This window comes from Streptococcus oralis ATCC 35037, from assembly GCF_900637025.1.
GTDB lineage: Bacteria > Bacillota > Bacilli > Lactobacillales > Streptococcaceae > Streptococcus > Streptococcus oralis.
Genome location: NZ_LR134336.1, coordinates 895767 through 914831 on the forward strand (window position 1 = coordinate 895767; position 19065 = coordinate 914831).

Consider the following 19065-nt stretch of genomic DNA (forward strand, 5'->3'; position numbering starts at 1 on the left):
GAAATGATGCTAAATGGGGTGGAAGAGGACTTGTTGGTCTAGGAATGTGGTCAGAAGGAAGTGAGCATTATAAAGAATACCATAATGTTGGTAGAGCAGTTAGTTATGGCTTAACGGCTGGAACAGCTGGCTGGGTAGCCGGTCTTGCTGTGGATTCAGCTTTGGCTGGAGCAGCTACAGGTTTACTTCCAATTGTAGTTGGTGTAGGAGCAGCTGTTGTAGTTGGTTCTGCTGTTTCTGTAGGTGTAAAAGCTCTGTATAAAAATGTGAAACCATTTAGAGCTGTAGTTGATGGTGCAGGAGATCTTTTAAACGGAATAGGAAAAGGAATATCTAATATCGGAAAATCATTTAGCAATCCACTTAAAGCAATTAAAGGAGTTTTTGGATAATGGAAAAAAAAGATAAATATGTAGCCCGTGTAGTAGGTAGACTAGACAATCGTTATTATTTAATAGAAGTCCATAACCGTCTTTATGTAATAGATTATTTTAATCCAAATGACATCCGAAATTATTTGTGGGGATTTTTTCCAAAACATTTTTCAAGTTATAATATTTATGATGTTACAGATAGATCAGATAGATATAAAATTAAGCCTAATCCAAAATGGTTATCTGTTTTTAAAAGTATCAATGCTAGTAGTTTTATCAGTTTAGTGGTAGCATTGTGGTTATTGTTCTTTCCACCTACTTTTGCTCATAATGATAAAATCCCTCAGTTTTGGCTTCCGATTTTAGTTGTATTTGTTGTAGGTCTGCTACTGATTATTACTTTTTTAAATTTAGGCTTGGATAAAAGCATTGACCTTGAACAATTAGACCATAAAATAATAAGCCCTACTACAGTAATTAAATCTGAGAAAACATATTTACCTGAAAAATTAGCAAAATTTATTTTCTTTGTTTTAGGATTATCTGCTTGCTTTATAGTCGGAATACTCACATCAAATTATTTTACATTATTCTTCTTCACTTTTGTTGGGGGATATGCTTTGATATTGTACCCTTATTTTATAGAAATAATACTAAACAAATATAAGTTTCAAATTAAAAATACACAGGAGGCATAAAATGTTATTACCATTAGGAAGTATTGTTTACCTAGCAGATGGTAACCAGAAAGTTGTGATTATTGGTCGTGGAATGATTGTTAATCAGGAGGGAACAGATGTTGTTTTTGACTATACAGGCTCTGTTTTTCCAGACGGTCTCAATCCAGAAGAGATTTATTATTTTAACGAAGAAGATATTGACGAAGTCATATTTGAAGGTTACCGTAATGATGAGGAAGAACGCTATGCAAAGCTTTATCTACAGTGGTTGGAGGAAAACAAGGAGAAAGTGGTAAAAGGAAGAACGAAATAGTATCATTTTTATACTATTATTTTTACCAGAGTAGCTTTACAGAGTCCGTTGTCGGAGTGGATGAGTACAACTACTTCACCAGCCGAGAAGGCTATCGTATTAAGCTTATCAGCGAATAAAAGCGAGTCATTTGACTTGCTTTTATTTTTCATTCCTTATGGTAAAACATCAAAATTTTTGATATAATTCTATTAACTGTAAGATTTAGTCAAAAGAGGTATAAAGATGAGTGATTTTGAAGAAAAGCGGCTTGCTAGTAATGCTTATAATCGAGCGCAAGCGAGTCGCTATGAAAGTTTGGCGAATCAGTACCAGAAAGCATACGATAAGAAAAAAGCAGAGATTGAGAAGTTAGAATCTGCTAGAAAAGAACTTTCTAAGCAAATTCAATCCTATAGTGAGTTCCGCAATACAGTTTCTCAATACTCTACAACTATTTCTACAGATACCTTTAAAGGGACAAGACGTGATACATTTGATAAGACTTTATCGAAAATTGCGACGACGATGAATACGCATCAAAATGATCATGAAATGAATTTGGCGAAGTTGGATGCAGAGATCGCAAAGCGAAAATTGGAGCTAGGCGATTTAGGTGGTGCTATTGGAAGTGCTTGGAATGCGGTTGAAAGCTTCTTGGCAGCTATTTTTTAGGGAGTAGGATAGATGGATAAAATAGGAATCAGTTCGGCTTCTTGGCAACGTGTTGTTACCTCAGCACGGACTAAGGTCGCATCTGTATCAGACATTCAAGTGACAAAGATTGGAAAAACTACCTTGAATCGGATGAAATCTTTTGAGACCCTTCAAGAACAAGCGAAAAAAATTCTGAGTGATTATAAGGATTTTGAAATGGAGCGTACTTCTCAAATGATTACGGTTGGTGAGAAGATTGTGGCTGATGATAAAGCTATGGCCGGTCAGTTTGATAAGAATACAGCCAATGTGAGGTTTAAGTAATGGTTCAATACGATAAGAATAAGATTTTTACAAGTATTATTACTAGCCGTACGAGAGAGACATTCGAAGTAGATGATACTTTGATTCAACTTGGTCAACAATTAGGAATGCGTCCGCAGATTTTGAAGGGACTCTATAAGGCTCTGAGAAAACTGGAGGATATCTATGAGTATGTGCCAAGTTTCGGTGCAACTTTTACTTGTCATTTTGATTATGAGAACCAGGAAGCTCAGATCCATTATAATCAACTAGATCAACTATTTTCCATCACGGATTTACAGGATTTTATGGGGATTGTGGACAGTGTCTACAGTCCTATTTATCCTTTAGGTTCTGTTGTTGAGCTAGATTTGGAGCTCTTACCAGAGGAACTCCAGAAGAGCTTAGCGGAGGGGCCAGGACCACTCGTTACGATTTCAGGCCGTAAGATGCCTCTTCAAGAAGGATTTGATGACTATGTGGTAGACTACTTGGCTCGCATCTGGCCCTTGGGTGAGATGCCTGGAATGGATGCTTTTTTCGTTAGTAACATGATGATTGAGCGGCTTCGTTTTGAAGGTTACAGTGACGATTGGGAAAGTCAGTTCACAGAGGATGTTTTACGTGCGACTCAGCTCTCCCATCAACAAGTCTCGACTGCCTTTATGCGCAGTGAGGATTTTGTTCGGTATTATGAGCCGTATTTAAACACGGAGGAAGGCTAATGGGATTTTATGTAGATATTGCGGAGCTTCAGAAAGCCCAAGAGGCCTATATGAAGATGGTCGCAACTGCTCAGAGTCAGTTGGATACCGCTAAAAATGGGATGAATGCCATCATCACCAGTAATTCCATGCATGGAGAAGTTGGGAAAGCGATTACGAATGAAATCAATAATGTTCATAACCCCGTGATTGTTGGCTTAAAGAATGGCTTAGAATTTCTAGGTTCTGAGTTTTCCAAGACGATCACGGATTTTCAGAATCTTGTTGGCGAAACCTCTGCAACGGCAGTTTTAGCAGAAGAAACTTTGGATGATGCGGTCAAGAAGCTAAATGAAGCCGATGAAAAGCATAAGGTGATGGATACCAATTTCAAGAGTATCTATGATGGTATTTCGAGTCTCTATCGTCTGAGTGCTCCCTTAAGCAGCACCTTCTATACCAATACCCAGACAGCCCGGAAGTATGTTCAAGATACGAAGAATAAGGTCAATGCCTTTGATAAGATGACGACAACCAGCAGTGCGGAGCAACTTTTTAGTGCTTTAAGTAGCCAGATGGCAGCTGCTGGAAGAGTGAAGAGTCTGAGTTATAGTGATCCTATTTTGACCGACTTTGTGGCGCATGAAGATCTCGGTAAAGCGATTTATGAGATGGATCAGCAGTATGCGAAAGCCAAGGCAGAAGCGATTGAGGCTGCTAAACGCAAGGCAGAACAAGAAGCCGCTGAGCGAGAAGCTTCTTATCGCCGTCATCACCCCGTCCAAGCCTGGCTGAAGGATCGCTCGAATGGGATTGGTTCCTGGTGGGGCGATGTTGTTGAGGGAACACGAAATCTGCCTATTCCACAGGACTTGAAAGATACACTCCTGTTTGCGGAAGGTTTTATTGGTTCAGCTGGAAGTATGGTTTCAGATACTGCCATCGGAGCTGTAGATTTGACTCAGATCATTGGCATTGCTAGTATTGATGGCGTCAATCGCTTAACAGGAGGTCGAACTCCAGAGTGGATGAAGCGGGACTTGCAAGGAACGGCAGATAACCTGTCTAGCCTTGCGGAGTTAGGAGTAGGAACTTACACTGCTCTGACGGATCCAGGAGCGGCTCAGCGTGGTCAGGATCCCAATGCTAGTTATGCGGATAAGGCAGCTTATCGTGCTCAGGAGACAGGGAAAGCCCTCTGGGATAAAGTTACCCATATGGATGCCTATGATGCAGGAGGCTTGACCTTTGAGATTGCCAGTCTTTTTGTCGGTCCAGCAGCTGTAGGTAAGATGGCTAAGGGCACGAAACTCGGAGCTAAGGCAGCTGAGATGATTCAGTTAGCCAAGAACAGTACCAAGGCAAGAATTCTCGCAAATGTCGAAAAATGGGGATCAAAGGTTGACAATATCCTAGCGAAGAGCAATAATGTCATTGGAAAATTTGGCGAGAAATTATTAGACACCCGAATCCCAGTCGGCATTCGTAAAAAGGCATTTGCCTTTGCGGGAGGTATGGGCTCAATGCCTACCTTCAGCGTTGAGAGTAAGACTCTGCGTGAGGTTAGACAGTTCTTTAGTAAACATGCGGATGATGTAGTGAGAGTGGCAGAGAAGCCCTTTGATAAAGAGCGGATTCTTGAAAATATTAGGCAAAGTCGACTTGCACGGGAAAGTTCGAAGTTTGGGGAGTATTTAAGAAAAGAAAATCAAATTAAATACCCTACAGGTATTGATGGTAGTGTAAAAATAATAGAGAAGGCTGACCTTCCATCATGGATTGTGGATTCATTTCAGGATGGACAATATCGGACGGTAGTGACAACAGAAGAAGTAACTGTTTATCGTACATTTGGAGGACACTCTGATGCTGGAGGAGGTTTTGTAACTTCCAGCCCTTCAAAAAATAGAATTCAAGCGAAGATTGATACTGCATTACTTCCCGAATGGAAAAATACTCGAATGTATGAAGTAGAGATTCGAATTCCTAAAGGAGAAACACTGAGTATTGGAAAAGTTGCGCCGCAGAAGATTTCTTTATCAGGGACTGTGCTGAAAGGTGGTGCTGACCAAATATTATTACCGCAAGACTGGCCATTAGAATGGATTTCGGATTTTAGAATAGTTCCTAATTGATGGATTATCAATAATTGAGGGAGAAAAGAGATATGACAAGTAGTTTAAAGCGAATTGCTGAAAAAATTGTTTTTATTATTGAAGAAGAGTACCCCAAACAAAAAAGTGTTACAGGCTCAATTCAAAGTATTTATCAATTAGCAAATGAAATTATAGAAAGTGGAGAAGTAGCAAAAAACATAAATCTTAAAAGTCTAGTTAGAATGTTTGCAGATGAGACAACGCATTATCAAAGTGAGATCATTTACTTACTTCAAGATTTAGATAAGGAATTGAAAAAGAATGAACATAAAAGATAGTTTACAACATTTTTCATCGAATCGAACAGAAGAGAATAGGTCGAAACTTCTTTCAGATATGGAGAAATGGACGCTGTTCGTCCCTATAAGATGGGTAGATAAGCAGACGTTCCGCATTCTCCATATTCAGGATAGAACAGAAAATTTTTATCTGCCGATTTTAACGAGTAAAGAAGAGCAACTGCCGCCTATAAGTGATAATAATTCAATTCGTTTGGAATCTGTTTGCCTATCTGATTGTATACAGTTACTTCAGTCTAATCATCAAATAGCTGGAATTGTTCTAAACCCTATGTCTGATAATGTAGTCCTTCCATCGGCTTTATTCCACGGACAGAATACGACGAAAAAACAAGTATCATTTGGAGTTCCAAGTAAAGATTATTCTTGGCTGACAACTCCTTTAAGTTCATTCTTACAACAGAATACGGGTGTTCGGACGGTCTACCTATTGATGGTTGTTAGAGAGGATCAACCAGTAGCAACGCTCGTTGTAGATGGTGAAGAAAAAGATTGTCTTGCTATTGTTGATTATTTAAATCATCAGCAGTATTCTGAAGCTATTGATATTCTTCCCCTACAGACAGCTTTTTCAAAAGAAATCATTAAAGATGTTTCTCCTTTTTATACTAATCTATAGTACCATCTCTTCAAGAAGGATTTGATGACTATGTGGTAGACTACTTGGCTCGCATCTGGCCCTTGGGTGAGATGCCTGGAATGGATGCTTTTTTCGTAAGTAACATGATGATTGAGCGACTTCGTTTTGAAGGTTACAGTGACGACTGGGAAAGTCAGTTTACAGAGGATGTTTTACGTGCGACTCAGCTCTCCCAGCAACAAGTATCGACTGCCTTTATGCGCAGTGAGGATTTTGTTCGGTATTATGAGCCGTATTTAAACACGGAGGAAGACTAATGGGATTTTATGTCGATATTGCGGAGCTTCAGAAAGCCCAAGAGGCCTATATGAAGATGGTCGCAACTGCTCAGAGTCAGTTGGATACCGCTAAAAATGGGATGAATGCCATCATCACCAGTAATTCCATGCATGGAGAAGTTGGGAAAGCGATTACGAATGAAATCAATAATGTTCATAACCCCGTGATTGTTGGCTTAAAGAATGGCTTAGAATTTCTAGGTTCTGAGTTCTCCAAGACGATCACGGATTTTCAGAATCTTGTTGGCGAAACCTCTGCAACAGCAGTTTTAGCAGAAGAAACTTTGGATGATGCGGTCAAGAAGCTAAATGAAGCCGATGAAAAGCATAAGGTGATGGATACCAATTTCAAGAGTATCTATGATGGTATTTCGAGTCTCTATCGTCTGAGTGCTCCCTTAAGCAGCACCTTCTATACTAATACCCAGACAGCTCGGAAGTATGTTCAGGATACGAAGAATAAGGTCAATGCCTTTGATAAGATGACGACAACCAGCAGTGCAGAGCAACTTTTTAGTGCTTTAAGTAGCCAGATGGTGGCTGCTGGAAGAGTGAAGAGTCTGAGTTATAGTGATCCTATTTTAACCAACTTTGTGGCGCATGAAGATCTCGGTAAAGCGATTTATGAGATGGATCAGCAGTATGCGAAAGCCAAGGCAGAAGCGATTGAGGCTGCTAAACGCAAGGCAGAACAAGAAGCCGCTGAGCGAGAAGCTTCTTATCGCCGTCATCACCCCATCCAAGCCTGGCTGAAGGATCGCTCGAATGGGATTGGTTCCTGGTGGGGCGATGTTGTTGAGGGAACACGAAATCTGCCTATTCCACAGGACTTGAAAGATACACTCCTGTTTGCGGAAGGTTTTATTGGTTCAGCTGGAAGTATGGTTTCAGATACTGCCATCGGAGCTGTAGATTTGACTCAGATCATTGGCATTGCTAGTATTGATGGCGTCAATCGCTTAACAGGAGGTCGAACTCCAGAGTGGATGAAGCGGGACTTGCAAGGAACGGCAGATAACCTGTCTAGCCTTGCGGAGTTAGGAGTAGGAACTTACACTGCTCTGACGGATCCAGGAGCGGCTCAGCGTGGCCAGGATCCCAATGCTAGTTATGCGGATAAGGCAGCTTATCGTGCTCAGGAGACAGGGAAAGCCCTCTGGGATAAAGTTACCCATATGGATGCCTATGATGCAGGAGGCTTGACCTTTGAGATTGCCAGTCTTTTTGTCGGTCCAGCAGCTGTAGGTAAGATGGCTAAGGGGACCAAGCTAGGAGCTAAGGCAGCTGAGATGATTCAGTTAGCCAAGAACAGCACCAAGGCAAGAATTCTCGCAAATGTTGAAAAATGGGGTTCAAAGGTTGACAAGATTCTTGCGAAGAGCAATAATGTCATTGGAAAATTTGGCGAGAAATTATTAGATACCCGAATCCCAGTCGGCATTCGTAAAAAGGCATTTGCCTTTGCGGGAGGTATGGGCTCAATGCCTACCTTCAGCGTCGAGAGTAAGACTCTGCGTGATGTGATGCACTTCTCAAGCAAACATGCGGATGATGTAGTACGAGGAGTAGGTGGTTCTGGAGAAGTAAGGCAACTCGTTCCGCGTAAGCTATCTGATTCAGAGAAAAAACTTTACAAGCGTCCATCAGGTTATAGGAAGAATACAAAGGAAACTGTCTGGGATAAAGCTAAGGATGAACAAGGTGTTGTCAAAGATCCTATTACTAAAAAGGTAATGGATATTGAGGAGCCTTGGGATATGGGGCATAAACCGGGACATGAATTTAGAAAACACCAACAAAGTGCGGCTGATAGAAAAATAACTCGTAAACAATTTTTAGATGAATATAATAATCCCAATAGCTATAGACCAGAGTTACCAGAATCTAATAGAAGTCACATTGGTGAAGATAAGACGGATTTTTATTTTGGTCCATGATTTTGAAGAAAGGACTTACTATGGAATATGATAAAAAAGAGATAGCTAGAAAGCTTTTAGATGATGTTGGCGGTACTCCAAGAGTATATGCATTTAAAGATGAATCTGGAAAAGAAATTGACATATTTTGTGGTGATGATTCTCCAATTGAACACGTATCTTCTTACTCCACTGTTGGGTTATCAGACTACACTTTGAACAAAAAGATAGATGATAAATCTTTAAGAGCAGAAATTATTGGTTCAACAGATAGTAGGAATGATTTGTTTCCAAATATAATAAGTGACTGTGCTTTTAAAGTGATGAATGGATCATCTCCTTGTATGCCAGGGACTGTATTTCTAAATGCAATAGATAATTATTATCTAGATTCTAATATGAAGCACATGTTATTGACTATCCCATTTTTATGGGAGTTGCACGATTTGGAATTTGATCATGAATATGTAACTTGGTTGTTTGCAGTTCCGATTTCTGAGTCGGAGTACCATTTTTTTGTTGAGAATGGGTATCAAAAATTAGAAATGTTATTTGAAAAAAACCAAATAGATATTTATGATTTAAATCGTAGTCCTGTGGTTTAGATGATATTTTACGTTGATGAAGGATTCTCTCCTGTTTGCGGAAGGTTTTATTGGTTCAGCTGGAAGTATGGTTTCAGATACTGCCATCGGAGCTGTAGATTTGACTCAGATCATTGGCATTGCTAGTATTGATGGCGTCAATCGCTTAACAGGAGGTCGAACTCCAGAGTGGATGAAGCGGGACTTGCAAGGAACGGCAGATAACCTGTCTAGCCTTGCGGAGTTAGGAGTAGGAACTTACACTGCTCTGACGGATCCAGGAGCGGCTCAGCGTGGTCAGGATCCCAATGCTAGTTATGCGGATAAGGCAGCTTATCGTGCTCAGGAGACAGGGAAAGCCCTCTGGGATAAAGTTACCCATATGGATGCCTATGATGCAGGAGGCTTGACCTTTGAGATTGCCAGTCTTTTTGTCGGTCCAGCAGCTGTAGGTAAGATGGCTAAGGGCACGAAACTCGGAGCTAAGGCAGCTGAGATGATTCAGTTAGCCAAGAACAGTACCAAGGCAAGAATTCTCGCAAATGTCGAAAAATGGGGATCAAAGGTTGACAATATCCTAGCGAAGAGCAATAATGTCATTGGAAAATTTGGCGAGAAATTATTAGACACCCGAATCCCAGTCGGCATTCGTAAAAAGGCATTTGCCTTTGCGGGAGGTATGGGAACCATGCCTACCTTCAGCGTTGAGAGTAAGACTCTGCGTGATGTGATGCACTTCTCAAGCAAACATGCGGATGATGTAGTACGAGGAGTAGGTGGTTCTTGGAAAGAAGAGCGCTTCTATGATGATATAAAAAATATAACAGCTAAGGATATTCCAACAGTTAAAAGTGGAGATTTTGAAAAATTTTTCAATTCTCTAACGGTAGAAGAGTTAGACTTTATTTGGAAGAAAAAGGAACTACGTAAGAAAATTGAACGTCAATTAAGATATCCTGGTGGAATGCATGAGTGGCATTTAGTTTCAAGGACTCCGCAATTCAAGTATTGGGATATAACTGCCGAAAAAATTAGAGAGTTACGTACTGCAATTTCAGATGTAAAGTTTATTAACCCTGAAGGAGTCCATGGTGGTTTAGGTTCTACAAAAGCACATAATGAATTGCTGGAAATTATTGATTCGTCGAAAGATTATGATATGTTTGTGAGAAGATTAAATATCTGGGCTAATTATCGTCTTGAGGGAGGAGTTCAGGTATTACCTAAGGGGCTAAGAATCCCATAGCTAATAGAAAGGATTTAATAAAATGGAAACAGACAATACGGTATCTATTTGGATAGGTAATTTCAAAAATTTAACTGAGTTAGAAAATTATATTAATCTAACTTATGATGATGAGGGAGAAATCGTTGTTTCTGATTTTTTCAACGATTTTAAGATAGACATTAATGATATAGATGAAGATTTAATTGAAAAAGCAGTTTTGTCAAATGAAACAAACGATATATCTATTATTTTGCGAACTGCTTCCTATGAGGAACAGTTGTTGTGTGAATTGAACGTATTAGAGAGTCTGACTATAAATAAAGGCAATGCAGTTGTACTAATCTATAACTATGCTTATGATGGCTCTGTAAAATCCTCAGATTATTTAAATTTCATTACAAGTGTAGATTATAGATAAAGCAATAACTTAGGAGTCTTATCGCCGTCATCACCCCGTCCAAGCCTGGCTGAAGGATCGCTCGAATGGGATTGGTTCCTGGTGGGGCGATGTTGTTGAGGGAACACGAAATCTGCCTATTCCACAGGACTTGAAAGATACACTCCTGTTTGCGGAAGGTTTTATTGGTTCAGCTGGAAGTATGGTTTCAGATACTGCCATCGGAGCTGTAGATTTGACTCAGATCATTGGCATTGCTAGTATTGATGGCGTCAATCGCTTAACAGGAGGTCGAACTCCAGAGTGGATGAAGCGGGACTTGCAAGGAACGGCAGATAACCTGTCTAGCCTTGCGGAGTTAGGAGTAGGAACTTACACTGCTCTGACGGATCCAGGAGCGGCTCAGCGTGGCCAGGATCCCAATGCTAGTTATGCGGATAAGGCAGCTTATCGTGCTCAGGAGACAGGGAAAGCCCTCTGGGATAAAGTTACCCATATGGATGCCTATGATGCAGGAGGCTTGACCTTTGAGATTGCCAGTCTTTTTGTCGGTCCAGCAGCTGTAGGTAAGATGGCTAAGGGGACCAAGCTAGGAGCTAAGGCAGCTGAGATGATTCAGTTAGCCAAGAACAGCACCAAGGCAAGAATTCTCGCAAATGTTGAAAAATGGGGTTCAAAGGTTGACAAGATTCTTGCGAAGAGCAATAATGTCATTGGAAAATTTGGCGAGAAATTATTAGATACCCGAATCCCAGTCGGCATTCGTAAAAAGGCATTTGCCTTTGCGGGAGGTATGGGCTCAATGCCTACCTTCAGCGTTGAGAGTAAGACTCTGCGTGAGGTAATGCGCTTCTCTAGCAAACATGCGGATGATGTAGCTAAAGAAAAAACGTTCCTTCAAGACATGGCTGGTATGTCTAGTACTACAACACCTTTATCTAATGCACCTTATATTAAAAATGGGAAACCTAATGGTAGACCAGGACCGACAGGAAAGAAGAAGCTTGAATTTGAAAAAGCGGTTTATGATGCTCAGGTTGATCCAGATGGTGTATTACGAGATTTAAATACCGGTGAAATTATTGAGTGGAAACCAGGACAACCTAGAAAAGGGGCTGTAGATTTTGGACATGAAAAAGGTAAAAGCTATAAAGAGATGTTTGAAAAATATAAAAACAGAGAGATAACATTAGATGAGCTTAAAGAATTTCAGTCTAATCCAGATAATTTTAGACTAGAAACACCTTCAGCAAATAGAAGTCATAAGTATGAGTAAGGAGATGGGTGATATGGAATCAAAAGCAATATTTGAAGCTGCACAGGTAGGCGATTTTAAATTACTGAAAGATTTATATAGCGGTAGTATAAATCAGGTAAATAAGGAACAATTGAATCTTTTATCGGTTGTCCTCACTAATAGTGATAAAATTGATGACCGAATTAAGATAATTAACTTCTTGCTCGATAGAGGTATAGATATAAACTATCAGGATAGAGATGGTAGAACAGCACTACATAATTTTTTTCAATTTAAAGCAAATTGGAGACCGAATGTAGATTACGCAGTAAATGTAATAGCTAGTTTAATTGAAGCGGGTATAAATATTAATGCAATTGATAAATATGGATCAGTAGCATTAATTTATTCTTTAACTGTTTTAAAATTAACAACGCAAGATGCATATCCTATTTATGAATTATTGCTAAAACATAATGCAGATTATACTCTAAAAAATGATGCGGGTAAATCTGCGTTAGACTACGCTAAAGAGTTATCTTGGAGAAATGATTTTTTAAATATTTTGGAGAAGTATAAAAATGAAAGTAAGTGATAATTATGGGGGATTTGTTCTATCAAGGAATGTAAAAAATGGATTACCTATTGCGTATACTTACAGAGAAAAATCTCGACTGTTACAATTAAATGGATGGACCATTTATTCTAGTTCCGATGATGAGGAATACGTAAATAATCCCCAAAATTTTGAAATTGTATCAGCAAAAACCATGTTTTCTATTGCACCCGTGATGGAAGAAATTTTTGAAGCGAAGTATGGGACGAATTTAGCGTGGCTATACGAGGAGGGGGTTCATGTTGGTTTCTATGATTTAAATGAGGAAAAGGAGGTAAAAATATCTGAAATTTTAGATTAGTTATATATACTAGTATTATCATGAAAGAGTCCTACTTAAGCCAAGGCAGAAGCGATTGAGGCTGCTAAACGCAAGGCAGAACAAGAGGCAACTGAGCGAGAAGCTTCTTATCGCCGTCATCACCCCATCCAAGCCTGGCTGAAGGATTGCTCGAATGAGATTGGTTCCTGGTGGGGAGATGTCGTTGAGGGCACACGGAATCTACCGCTTCCTCAAGGGATAAAAGGTACACTCCTGTTTGCGGAAGGTTTTATTGGTGCAGCTGGAAGTATAGTTTCAGAGACTGCCATCGGAGCTGTAGATTTGACTCAGATCATTGGTATTGCCAGTATTGATGGCATCAATCGATTAACAGGAGGTCAAACTCCAGAGTGGATGAAGCGGAATTTGCAAGGGACGGCAGATAACCTGTCTAGCCTTGCGGAGTTAGGAGTAGGAACTTACACTGCTCTGACGGATCCAGGTGCGGCTCAGCGTGGTCAGGATCCCAATGCTAGCTATGCGGATAAGGTTGCTTATCGTGCTCAAGAGACAGGAAAAGCCCTCTGGGATAAAGTTACCCATATGGATGCCTATGATGCAGGAGGCTTGACCTTTGAGATTGCCAGTCTTTTTGTCGGCCCAGCAGCTGTAGGGAAGATGGCTAAGGGCACGAAACTAGGAGCTAAGGCAGCTGAGATGATTCAGTTAGCCAAGAACAGTACCAAGGCAAGAGTTCTCGCAAATGTCGAAAAATGGGGTTCAAAGGTTGACAATATCCTAGCGAAGAGCAATAATGTCATTGGGAAACTTGGGGAGAAATTATTAGATACCCGAATCCCAGTTGGCATTCGTAAAGAGGCAGTTGCCTTTGCGGGAGGTATGGGCTCAATGCCTACCTTCAGCGTCGAGAGTAAGACTCTGCGTGATGTGATGCACTTCTCAAGCAAACATGCGGATGATGTTGTGAGAGTGGCAGAGAAGCCCTTTGACAAAGAGCGGATTCTTGAAAATATTAGGCAAAGTCGACTGGCGAGAGAATCATCAAACTTTAAAGAGTATGTAGCTAAAGAAAAGGACTTCTTTGAAGGCATTGCTAAAAATAAGAGATTTGAAGCATTTGGAAAAGGAGAATTATCCTTTGATGATGTCTTATCAGACTATGCTAAAGAGTATGCTGAATTAGTAAATAATAATGAAAAATGGACCTGGTCTAAAAATTTTGTTAATAGCAATAAAATTACTAAAGGACAAAAGCAATTAATTAAAAATCTTGCTATACAGGAAGGTTATATACCTAAAGTAAAAGTAACACCGGCTGAAGGAATGAGGTATGGATTTGCAGATTTTGAGGGAGCAAATCTAGTACAAGAAACTGTTCAGCTCCCCAAAGAACTTTGGTTAAAGACTGATAGAGAGCAATTTAAGTGGTTAAATGAAAAGATCGGTGGATTTAGAGAAGGGATGACTTGGCATCACACAGAAGTATCAGGAAAAATGGAGCTAGTTCCCTATGGCATACATAATATAACATTGCATAATGGTGGCCGATCAGCGGGTCTTTGGGCATATGCACCAAGATGATTCTGATATTGATTTTTTATGAGGTGTATGTAATTCTTGTATAGCGCTGCTAATATATATTGAATGTGGTATTCATTCTAAATATAAAAAGAAAGGAAAAAATTAGAAAGTGGAAGATATTAGAACGGTAATCCTCCCTTTGCCTAGTATTGAATTGGTTAAGGAAAAGGAGGAAGAATGGTGCATTGAGTTACCGAGTTCCTTTAAGGAATTCATAATCAGATATAATGGGATAATTCCTAAAAAGAATCTTTTTAAAATCAGTGATGATAAAGAGTATGTTATAGAAAGATTCCTTTGTATTTTAGATGATTTTGAAGAGAATTCCCTAGGAATGTACGATATTGATGTTATATGGAGTCCAATACTAGAAATTTTAAGTGTGGATCCAGATTCTGTTGGTGTAGAACTATTACCAGTAGCAACACTGTTCGGTGGTGATTTTATATGTTTAGATTATAGAGAAGGGACCCAGAACCCCAAGGTATGTTATTGGAAGCGTGAGGATTCATACGAATGGCATCCTAGTGTAGAGTTTGTTTCAGATACATTTGAAGAGTTTTTAGGAATGCTATATTCTGAAGATGATATTGCAAATAGCTAGTATTTGGTTACGGAATCATGCTTTTTGGTATATGTTAAGAGTAATGCACAAAATATAATGTAGGAGTTCTATTTATGAGTGATAAATTCCTTGAGTCATTTATTGAAAAAACTTTTTATAATGAGCTATTTAGTAAGTTGAAATCTTACATCTCTCTTCATAGGGATGAAATAATGGTTAAATCCTATACTCTATCTTCGATATCCTATAAAGCGCTAAATGATTTTAGCGTCAAGAGTGTTTTAACATGAAATATGGTTGGTGGTGTGTTAGAATCTTATTTGCTTGTAGTAGCGATATTAGAAATAAAAGGACACTCTAAATATGGATATGAAGTAGATAATGCTGAAATATGGCTAGATGTAACGGTTTCTTACCAATTGAATAATGGACTTCATCATTTCTCCGTAGGGAATATCACAGAGTATGATGCTACTAATAAAGAGATGAAACAAACTCCAGATTTTACTCTGGAGTTTGTTCCCTATATCTATACTAGGGATATGGAACAAGTTGCGGAAGGAATAGTGAGAAGATACTATCCAGAGGCGTTACAGACTCCGATGCCTCTACCTATTGATGAGTATCTTTCAAATATCGGTCTGACAAAAGTTGAAGGGAAATTGACTCCAGATAGTTCCGTTTTTGGAGAGATGATTTTTAAAGATACAACTGTCACGTTGTATGGTGAAGATACTCCTAAAAAATTGGCTGTTTCAAAAGGAACTATTCTGGTCGATCCAGAGGTAATCTGTTTACGAACAATGGGAAGCAGGCCACAAGTGAGTTAGATCCACTTTTAAACAATCAAAATAAGGGCTTAACGAAGGTGAGTGGGATGGTTACCATGGCCAGCCCTTATCGTAATCCTGAAGCGCTAGCTATCTATCGTAATCCTCATTTCAAGAAGGCGACTAATCGCTATCATCAGAAAGTGGATAGCCTGGCACGGGCTTATTTCCAGAAGAATCATCCAGGCATTGCATTTGACAAGGACAAGGCAGGGATTGAGGACTTGCAGGCTCTGGCTTCGTAAAGAGGCAGTTGTCTTTTCGGGTGGTATGGGAACCATGCCTGCCTTCAGCGTCGAGAGTAAGACACTACGTGATGTGATGCACTTCTCAAGTAAACATACGGATGATGTAGCAAGAGGTGTAGGTGGTTCTGGGAAGGCGGAGAGAGTCACACAAGCTGTCAATAATATGTCGGAGTTTTTTGAGACAGACTTTGGAAAAAAGATTGTGGGAAGCCTTAGAAAGACTAAGAAGAAGTATGACGGGCAGAGTGTTTATGAAGTGATGAAGAAGATTGATAGAAATTTGCGCAAAGGAGATTACCTGTATTTGGATGGTTTACATATGGACCATTTTGAAGTTTTTGATAAACGTGGTAATTTGAAATCTGTACTTAATCTTGATGGTACTTTAAACACAGATAAGTTATTAAAAGCTAAAGGAAGGAAATTACATTGAAGGAAGAAATCTATAAACTTTATGAGGTGTGTAAACGATTCAATTCGAGGCTAGGATACTCGTTAGAAGAAAATAAAAAATTAAAAGATTTTAAAGAATTGATAGATGATAATCTATCTGATGACTTTCAAGAGCTTATGTCAGGTATTTCAGCATTCAAGGAAGAAATAATTGATCAAAGTATAGCTGATGAGCAATACAGTCAATTCTATTACGAGTTATTGTCTTCGATGGCTAACTTTTCTTCTTACTTTGCAGATTTGCATGAAATAATTTTTGATCTAAACAAAAGACGCAGATTTAAAATGGGAGAAATTACCAAAGAGGAATTAGTCAGTTCAGATGAAATAATTTTAGACGATGAGGACGATGAATCTGGAAATTAAAGAATAGATATTTATTGTTTTTCTAAACGCATTAAAGATTTTGTCCGGCGGAGGATGTAGTACGAGGAGTAGGTGGTTCTGGTAGGGCGGAGCGAGCCACACAAGCTGTCAATAATATGTCGGAGTTTTTTGAGACAGACTTTGGAAAAAAGATTAGGGACAATCTTAGAAAGACGAAGAAACAATATGACGGGCAAAGTGTTTATGAGGTGACTAAAGATATAGATGATATTTTGAAAAAAGGAGATAAATTGTACTTAGATGGTCTGCATAAAGATCATTTTGAGGTATTCAATAAAAGAGGTAAAGTAAAGGATGTTCTTAATCTTGATGGAACTTCTAATAGTAAAAAATTTAATTTAGCTTCTGGGAGGAGATTAAAATGATTAGTTCAGAGTTAAAAGATGTAATGAAACGATTGACTATTCTTAATGAGAATAATAAAGGTGTGCTACTTAGAGAAGAAAGTATCAGAGATATAGACAATACGATAAATATCTTTCTAAAAAAATATGAAGATCGTTTTTATGAAGGATTAAGATTGTTTAACAAGATAGACATTACTACAATTTCCTCTTCAGAGAATTCAGATTATACTATTGCTTTCTATAATCTATTAACTGGAATTAGGGGGATAATCGATTGTTTTGATGACTTTGATGATATTTTAGTTGAAATGAATAAAAACTTCATGTATCAAAGTGGCGAAATAGCAAAAGAAGAATGGGAAAGTTCAGAGGAAGTTGTCTTGGATGACGAAGAAAATGAATTTGGAGATTGAAGAATAGATATTGATTCCTCTTAAATGAATGGGCAAGTCGAAGAATGAAAAATGGAATTTTAGATTTACCAGAAGGATTGGGAAGGTATTAAAAATGAAACAAAAAGTATCGTTATGGCTTGGTAATTTTGCCAGTCAAGAAGAATTTCAAGAATACTTCAAAATTTCATATAAAGAGGATGGGGATAGCGTTTCTTCAGAATTTGAGACAGACTTTCATTTGTCGTACTACGATAGAGATTTAGTTGAAAAAGATTGGGTTGATGTTTCTGAAAATAATATTGATGTTTTGCTTGAAGGTTTCTCATACGATGAAGAGATTATTATGCAGTTTCCTAAAATATCATCAACCTATAATACAATTGTTTTGATTTATGATTTTGATTATTCTAAAGAAGAATTAAAAGTAAGTAACAATGGTTCTGGGACATTAGAGTTTATTGGTATCGCAGAATACGATTACCAAGCGTAGCATATAAGGAATTCTGGCACATCATCACCCCATCCAAGCTTGGCTGAAGGACCGCTCGAATGAGATTGGTTCCTGGTGGGGCGATGTCGTTGAGGGCACACGGAATCTGCCTATTCCACAGGAGGCTTGACCTTTGAGATTGCCAGTCTTTTTGTCGGTCCAGCAGCTGTAGGTAAGATGGCTAAGGGTACGAAGCTCGGAGCTAAGGCAGCTGAGATGATTCAGTTAGCCAAGAACAGTACCAAGGCAAAAATCCTCGCAAATGTTGAAAAATGGAGTTCAAAGGTTGACAATATCCTAGCGAAGAGCAATAATGTCATTGGAAAATTTGGGGAGAAATTATTAGACACTCGAATCCCAGTCGGCATTCGTAAAGAGGCAGTTGCCTTTGCGGGAGGTATGGGAACCATGCCTGCCTTCAGCGTTGAGAGTAAGACTCTGCGTGATGTGATGCACTTCTCCACCAAACATGCGGATGATGTGGCGAAAGTAGCAGAGAAGCCCTTTGATAAAGAACGATTACTTCAGAATCTTAAAGAGAGCCAACTGGCGAGAGAATCGTCAAACTTTAAAGAGTATGTGGCTAAAGAAAAGGACTTCTTTGAAGGCATTGCTAAAAATAAGAGATTTGAAGCATTTGGAAAAGGAGAATTATCCTTTGATGATGTCTTATCAGACTATGTATCTGAATATACAAAGTTAGTAGACGGTAATACAACATGGAATTGGAATAAAGATATTAGAGAGAGGGCTAATCTTACAGGTGCTCAAAGACGCTTGATAAAGAATGAGTCAATTAGACATGGTCTGCTACCGAAAGTCGCAGTTCGACAAGTTGAAGGGCTTAGATATGGCTACGCAGATTTTAAAGGTGCAGGTTTGGTTCAAGAGACAGTACAATTACCAAAAGAATTATGGAAGAAGACTGATAGAGATCAATTTAAGTGGTTAAATGAAAAGATCGGTGGATTTAGAGAAGGGATGACTTGGCATCACACAGAAGTTCCAGGTAAAATGGAGTTAGTTCCATTTGGTATCCATAATATAGTTCCACACAATGGAGGACGTACTATAGGTCATTGGGCCGACGCTATAAGATAAATAGGAAGGATTTAATGTTTAATA

27 protein-coding genes are annotated in these 19065 nt (G+C 39.0%); all 27 read left to right on the top strand.

Annotation, left to right across the window (positions count from 1 at the left end):
* Nucleotides 1-44: 44 nt before the first annotated feature.
* The 27 genes from EL140_RS04500 (at nt 45) to EL140_RS04665 (ending at nt 19041) form a co-directional block, all read left to right on the top strand.
* The gene (locus tag EL140_RS04500; RefSeq protein WP_000269411.1) at nt 45-392 is read left to right on the top strand and encodes a hypothetical protein; all 348 of its coding nucleotides are present in this window, start codon (nt 45-47) and stop codon (nt 390-392) included.
* On the top strand, nt 392-1072 hold the full coding sequence (locus EL140_RS04505; protein ID WP_000412066.1) for a hypothetical protein: 681 nt from the start codon (nt 392-394) through the stop codon (nt 1070-1072). The genes EL140_RS04500 and EL140_RS04505 overlap by 1 nt, the downstream gene beginning before the upstream one ends.
* Before the next feature lies 1 nt (nt 1073).
* The gene (locus EL140_RS04510; RefSeq protein WP_000926358.1) at nt 1074-1367 is read left to right on the top strand and encodes a DUF4176 domain-containing protein; all 294 of its coding nucleotides are present in this window, start codon (nt 1074-1076) and stop codon (nt 1365-1367) included.
* A 225-nt stretch (nt 1368-1592) separates the two neighbouring features.
* Nucleotides 1593-2021, top strand: a complete 429-nt coding sequence (locus EL140_RS04515) for a DUF5082 domain-containing protein (protein ID WP_001279021.1) — start codon at nt 1593-1595, stop codon at nt 2019-2021.
* 12 nt (nt 2022-2033) lie between these two features.
* Nucleotides 2034-2327: a hypothetical protein gene (locus EL140_RS04520; protein WP_000357787.1), complete on the top strand. Its 294-nt coding sequence runs from the start codon at nt 2034-2036 to the stop codon at nt 2325-2327.
* Nucleotides 2327-3031 (top strand): DUF4176 domain-containing protein, encoded by a 705-nt coding sequence (locus EL140_RS04525; RefSeq protein WP_000250985.1) that lies wholly within the window; start codon nt 2327-2329, stop codon nt 3029-3031. The genes EL140_RS04520 and EL140_RS04525 overlap by 1 nt, the downstream gene beginning before the upstream one ends.
* Nucleotides 3031-5145 carry a T7SS effector LXG polymorphic toxin gene (locus EL140_RS09715; protein WP_126475665.1) on the top strand — a complete coding sequence of 705 codons (2115 nt, stop codon included), beginning with the start codon at nt 3031-3033 and terminating at the stop codon, nt 5143-5145. Before EL140_RS04525 ends, EL140_RS09715 begins: the two co-directional genes overlap by 1 nt.
* A 32-nt stretch (nt 5146-5177) precedes the next feature.
* Nucleotides 5178-5444: a hypothetical protein gene (locus EL140_RS04535; protein WP_000204308.1), complete on the top strand. Its 267-nt coding sequence runs from the start codon at nt 5178-5180 to the stop codon at nt 5442-5444.
* Complete coding sequence (locus EL140_RS04540) at nt 5428-6084, top strand: enhanced serine sensitivity protein SseB C-terminal domain-containing protein (RefSeq protein ID WP_001021820.1); 657 nt, start codon at nt 5428-5430, stop codon at nt 6082-6084. Before EL140_RS04535 ends, EL140_RS04540 begins: the two co-directional genes overlap by 17 nt.
* A gap of 32 nt (nt 6085-6116) precedes the next feature.
* Nucleotides 6117-6362 carry a DUF4176 domain-containing protein gene (locus EL140_RS04545; RefSeq protein ID WP_004181369.1) on the top strand — a complete coding sequence of 82 codons (246 nt, stop codon included), beginning with the start codon at nt 6117-6119 and terminating at the stop codon, nt 6360-6362.
* The gene (locus tag EL140_RS09765; protein ID WP_269470916.1) at nt 6362-8320 is read left to right on the top strand and encodes a GH-E family nuclease; all 1959 of its coding nucleotides are present in this window, start codon (nt 6362-6364) and stop codon (nt 8318-8320) included. The genes EL140_RS04545 and EL140_RS09765 overlap by 1 nt, the downstream gene beginning before the upstream one ends.
* A 20-nt stretch (nt 8321-8340) precedes the next feature.
* A complete protein-coding gene (locus EL140_RS04565) occupies nt 8341-8904 on the top strand; it encodes a suppressor of fused domain protein (RefSeq protein ID WP_002879635.1) in 564 nt (187 codons plus the stop codon).
* 16 nt (nt 8905-8920) lie between these two features.
* Nucleotides 8921-10129: a hypothetical protein gene (locus EL140_RS09660; protein ID WP_197718139.1), complete on the top strand. Its 1209-nt coding sequence runs from the start codon at nt 8921-8923 to the stop codon at nt 10127-10129.
* Nucleotides 10130-10151: 22 nt separating this feature from the next.
* Nucleotides 10152-10529 (top strand): immunity 22 family protein, encoded by a 378-nt coding sequence (locus tag EL140_RS04585; protein WP_000447048.1) that lies wholly within the window; start codon nt 10152-10154, stop codon nt 10527-10529.
* Between the two features lie 181 nt (nt 10530-10710).
* Nucleotides 10711-11784: an HNH/ENDO VII family nuclease gene (locus EL140_RS09720; protein ID WP_232007598.1), complete on the top strand. Its 1074-nt coding sequence runs from the start codon at nt 10711-10713 to the stop codon at nt 11782-11784.
* A gap of 13 nt (nt 11785-11797) precedes the next feature.
* On the top strand, nt 11798-12340 hold the full coding sequence (locus EL140_RS04600) for an ankyrin repeat domain-containing protein (RefSeq protein ID WP_002875492.1): 543 nt from the start codon (nt 11798-11800) through the stop codon (nt 12338-12340).
* Nucleotides 12327-12662: a DUF2185 domain-containing protein gene (locus EL140_RS04605; protein WP_000868444.1), complete on the top strand. Its 336-nt coding sequence runs from the start codon at nt 12327-12329 to the stop codon at nt 12660-12662. Before EL140_RS04600 ends, EL140_RS04605 begins: the two co-directional genes overlap by 14 nt.
* Before the next feature lie 303 nt (nt 12663-12965).
* Nucleotides 12966-14225: an HNH endonuclease signature motif containing protein gene (locus EL140_RS04615; protein WP_000192115.1), complete on the top strand. Its 1260-nt coding sequence runs from the start codon at nt 12966-12968 to the stop codon at nt 14223-14225.
* 109 nt (nt 14226-14334) lie between these two features.
* A complete protein-coding gene (locus EL140_RS04620) occupies nt 14335-14829 on the top strand; it encodes an SMI1/KNR4 family protein (RefSeq protein ID WP_000389501.1) in 495 nt (164 codons plus the stop codon).
* Nucleotides 14830-15095: 266 nt separating this feature from the next.
* Nucleotides 15096-15620 (top strand): hypothetical protein, encoded by a 525-nt coding sequence (locus EL140_RS04625; RefSeq protein ID WP_230452378.1) that lies wholly within the window; start codon nt 15096-15098, stop codon nt 15618-15620.
* Between the two features lie 47 nt (nt 15621-15667).
* A complete protein-coding gene (locus EL140_RS04630) occupies nt 15668-15865 on the top strand; it encodes a hypothetical protein (RefSeq protein ID WP_000258268.1) in 198 nt (65 codons plus the stop codon).
* 25 nt (nt 15866-15890) lie between these two features.
* Nucleotides 15891-16301 carry a hypothetical protein gene (locus tag EL140_RS04640; RefSeq protein ID WP_000537059.1) on the top strand — a complete coding sequence of 137 codons (411 nt, stop codon included), beginning with the start codon at nt 15891-15893 and terminating at the stop codon, nt 16299-16301.
* The gene (locus tag EL140_RS04645; protein WP_000656834.1) at nt 16298-16687 is read left to right on the top strand and encodes a hypothetical protein; all 390 of its coding nucleotides are present in this window, start codon (nt 16298-16300) and stop codon (nt 16685-16687) included. The genes EL140_RS04640 and EL140_RS04645 overlap by 4 nt, the downstream gene beginning before the upstream one ends.
* A gap of 209 nt (nt 16688-16896) precedes the next feature.
* Nucleotides 16897-17073 (top strand): filamentous hemagglutinin, encoded by a 177-nt coding sequence (locus tag EL140_RS09725; protein ID WP_232007599.1) that lies wholly within the window; start codon nt 16897-16899, stop codon nt 17071-17073.
* Entirely contained in the window at nt 17070-17468 is a 399-nt protein-coding gene (locus tag EL140_RS04655) for a hypothetical protein (protein ID WP_000625734.1), read from the top strand. Before EL140_RS09725 ends, EL140_RS04655 begins: the two co-directional genes overlap by 4 nt.
* Nucleotides 17469-17562: 94 nt before the next feature.
* Entirely contained in the window at nt 17563-17940 is a 378-nt protein-coding gene (locus EL140_RS04660; protein WP_000811034.1) for an immunity 22 family protein, read from the top strand.
* A 126-nt stretch (nt 17941-18066) separates the two neighbouring features.
* Complete coding sequence (locus EL140_RS04665) at nt 18067-19041, top strand: HNH endonuclease signature motif containing protein (protein ID WP_000142179.1); 975 nt, start codon at nt 18067-18069, stop codon at nt 19039-19041.
* Nucleotides 19042-19065: the final 24 nt, after the last annotated feature.

Excerpts from the sequence above, each read along its gene's own strand:
- EL140_RS04500 (WP_000269411.1), top strand. The coding sequence starts at position 45 with ATGTGGTCAGAAGGAAGTGAGCATTATAAAGAATACCATAATGTTGGT.
- EL140_RS04505 (WP_000412066.1), top strand. The coding sequence starts at position 392 with ATGGAAAAAAAAGATAAATATGTAGCCCGTGTAGTAGGTAGACTAGAC.
- EL140_RS04510 (WP_000926358.1), top strand. The coding sequence starts at position 1,074 with ATGTTATTACCATTAGGAAGTATTGTTTACCTAGCAGATGGTAACCAG.
- EL140_RS04515 (WP_001279021.1), top strand. The coding sequence starts at position 1,593 with ATGAGTGATTTTGAAGAAAAGCGGCTTGCTAGTAATGCTTATAATCGA.
- EL140_RS04520 (WP_000357787.1), top strand. The coding sequence starts at position 2,034 with ATGGATAAAATAGGAATCAGTTCGGCTTCTTGGCAACGTGTTGTTACC.
- EL140_RS04525 (WP_000250985.1), top strand. The coding sequence starts at position 2,327 with ATGGTTCAATACGATAAGAATAAGATTTTTACAAGTATTATTACTAGC.
- EL140_RS09715 (WP_126475665.1), top strand. The coding sequence starts at position 3,031 with ATGGGATTTTATGTAGATATTGCGGAGCTTCAGAAAGCCCAAGAGGCC.
- EL140_RS04535 (WP_000204308.1), top strand. The coding sequence starts at position 5,178 with ATGACAAGTAGTTTAAAGCGAATTGCTGAAAAAATTGTTTTTATTATT.
- EL140_RS04540 (WP_001021820.1), top strand. The coding sequence starts at position 5,428 with ATGAACATAAAAGATAGTTTACAACATTTTTCATCGAATCGAACAGAA.
- EL140_RS09765 (WP_269470916.1), top strand. The coding sequence starts at position 6,362 with ATGGGATTTTATGTCGATATTGCGGAGCTTCAGAAAGCCCAAGAGGCC.
- EL140_RS04565 (WP_002879635.1), top strand. The coding sequence starts at position 8,341 with ATGGAATATGATAAAAAAGAGATAGCTAGAAAGCTTTTAGATGATGTT.
- EL140_RS09660 (WP_197718139.1), top strand. The coding sequence starts at position 8,921 with ATGAAGGATTCTCTCCTGTTTGCGGAAGGTTTTATTGGTTCAGCTGGA.
- EL140_RS04585 (WP_000447048.1), top strand. The coding sequence starts at position 10,152 with ATGGAAACAGACAATACGGTATCTATTTGGATAGGTAATTTCAAAAAT.
- EL140_RS09720 (WP_232007598.1), top strand. The coding sequence starts at position 10,711 with ATGGTTTCAGATACTGCCATCGGAGCTGTAGATTTGACTCAGATCATT.
- EL140_RS04600 (WP_002875492.1), top strand. The coding sequence starts at position 11,798 with ATGGAATCAAAAGCAATATTTGAAGCTGCACAGGTAGGCGATTTTAAA.
- EL140_RS04605 (WP_000868444.1), top strand. The coding sequence starts at position 12,327 with ATGAAAGTAAGTGATAATTATGGGGGATTTGTTCTATCAAGGAATGTA.
- EL140_RS04630 (WP_000258268.1), top strand. The coding sequence starts at position 15,668 with ATGGTTACCATGGCCAGCCCTTATCGTAATCCTGAAGCGCTAGCTATC.
- EL140_RS04640 (WP_000537059.1), top strand. The coding sequence starts at position 15,891 with ATGGGAACCATGCCTGCCTTCAGCGTCGAGAGTAAGACACTACGTGAT.
- EL140_RS04655 (WP_000625734.1), top strand. The coding sequence starts at position 17,070 with ATGATTAGTTCAGAGTTAAAAGATGTAATGAAACGATTGACTATTCTT.
- EL140_RS04660 (WP_000811034.1), top strand. The coding sequence starts at position 17,563 with ATGAAACAAAAAGTATCGTTATGGCTTGGTAATTTTGCCAGTCAAGAA.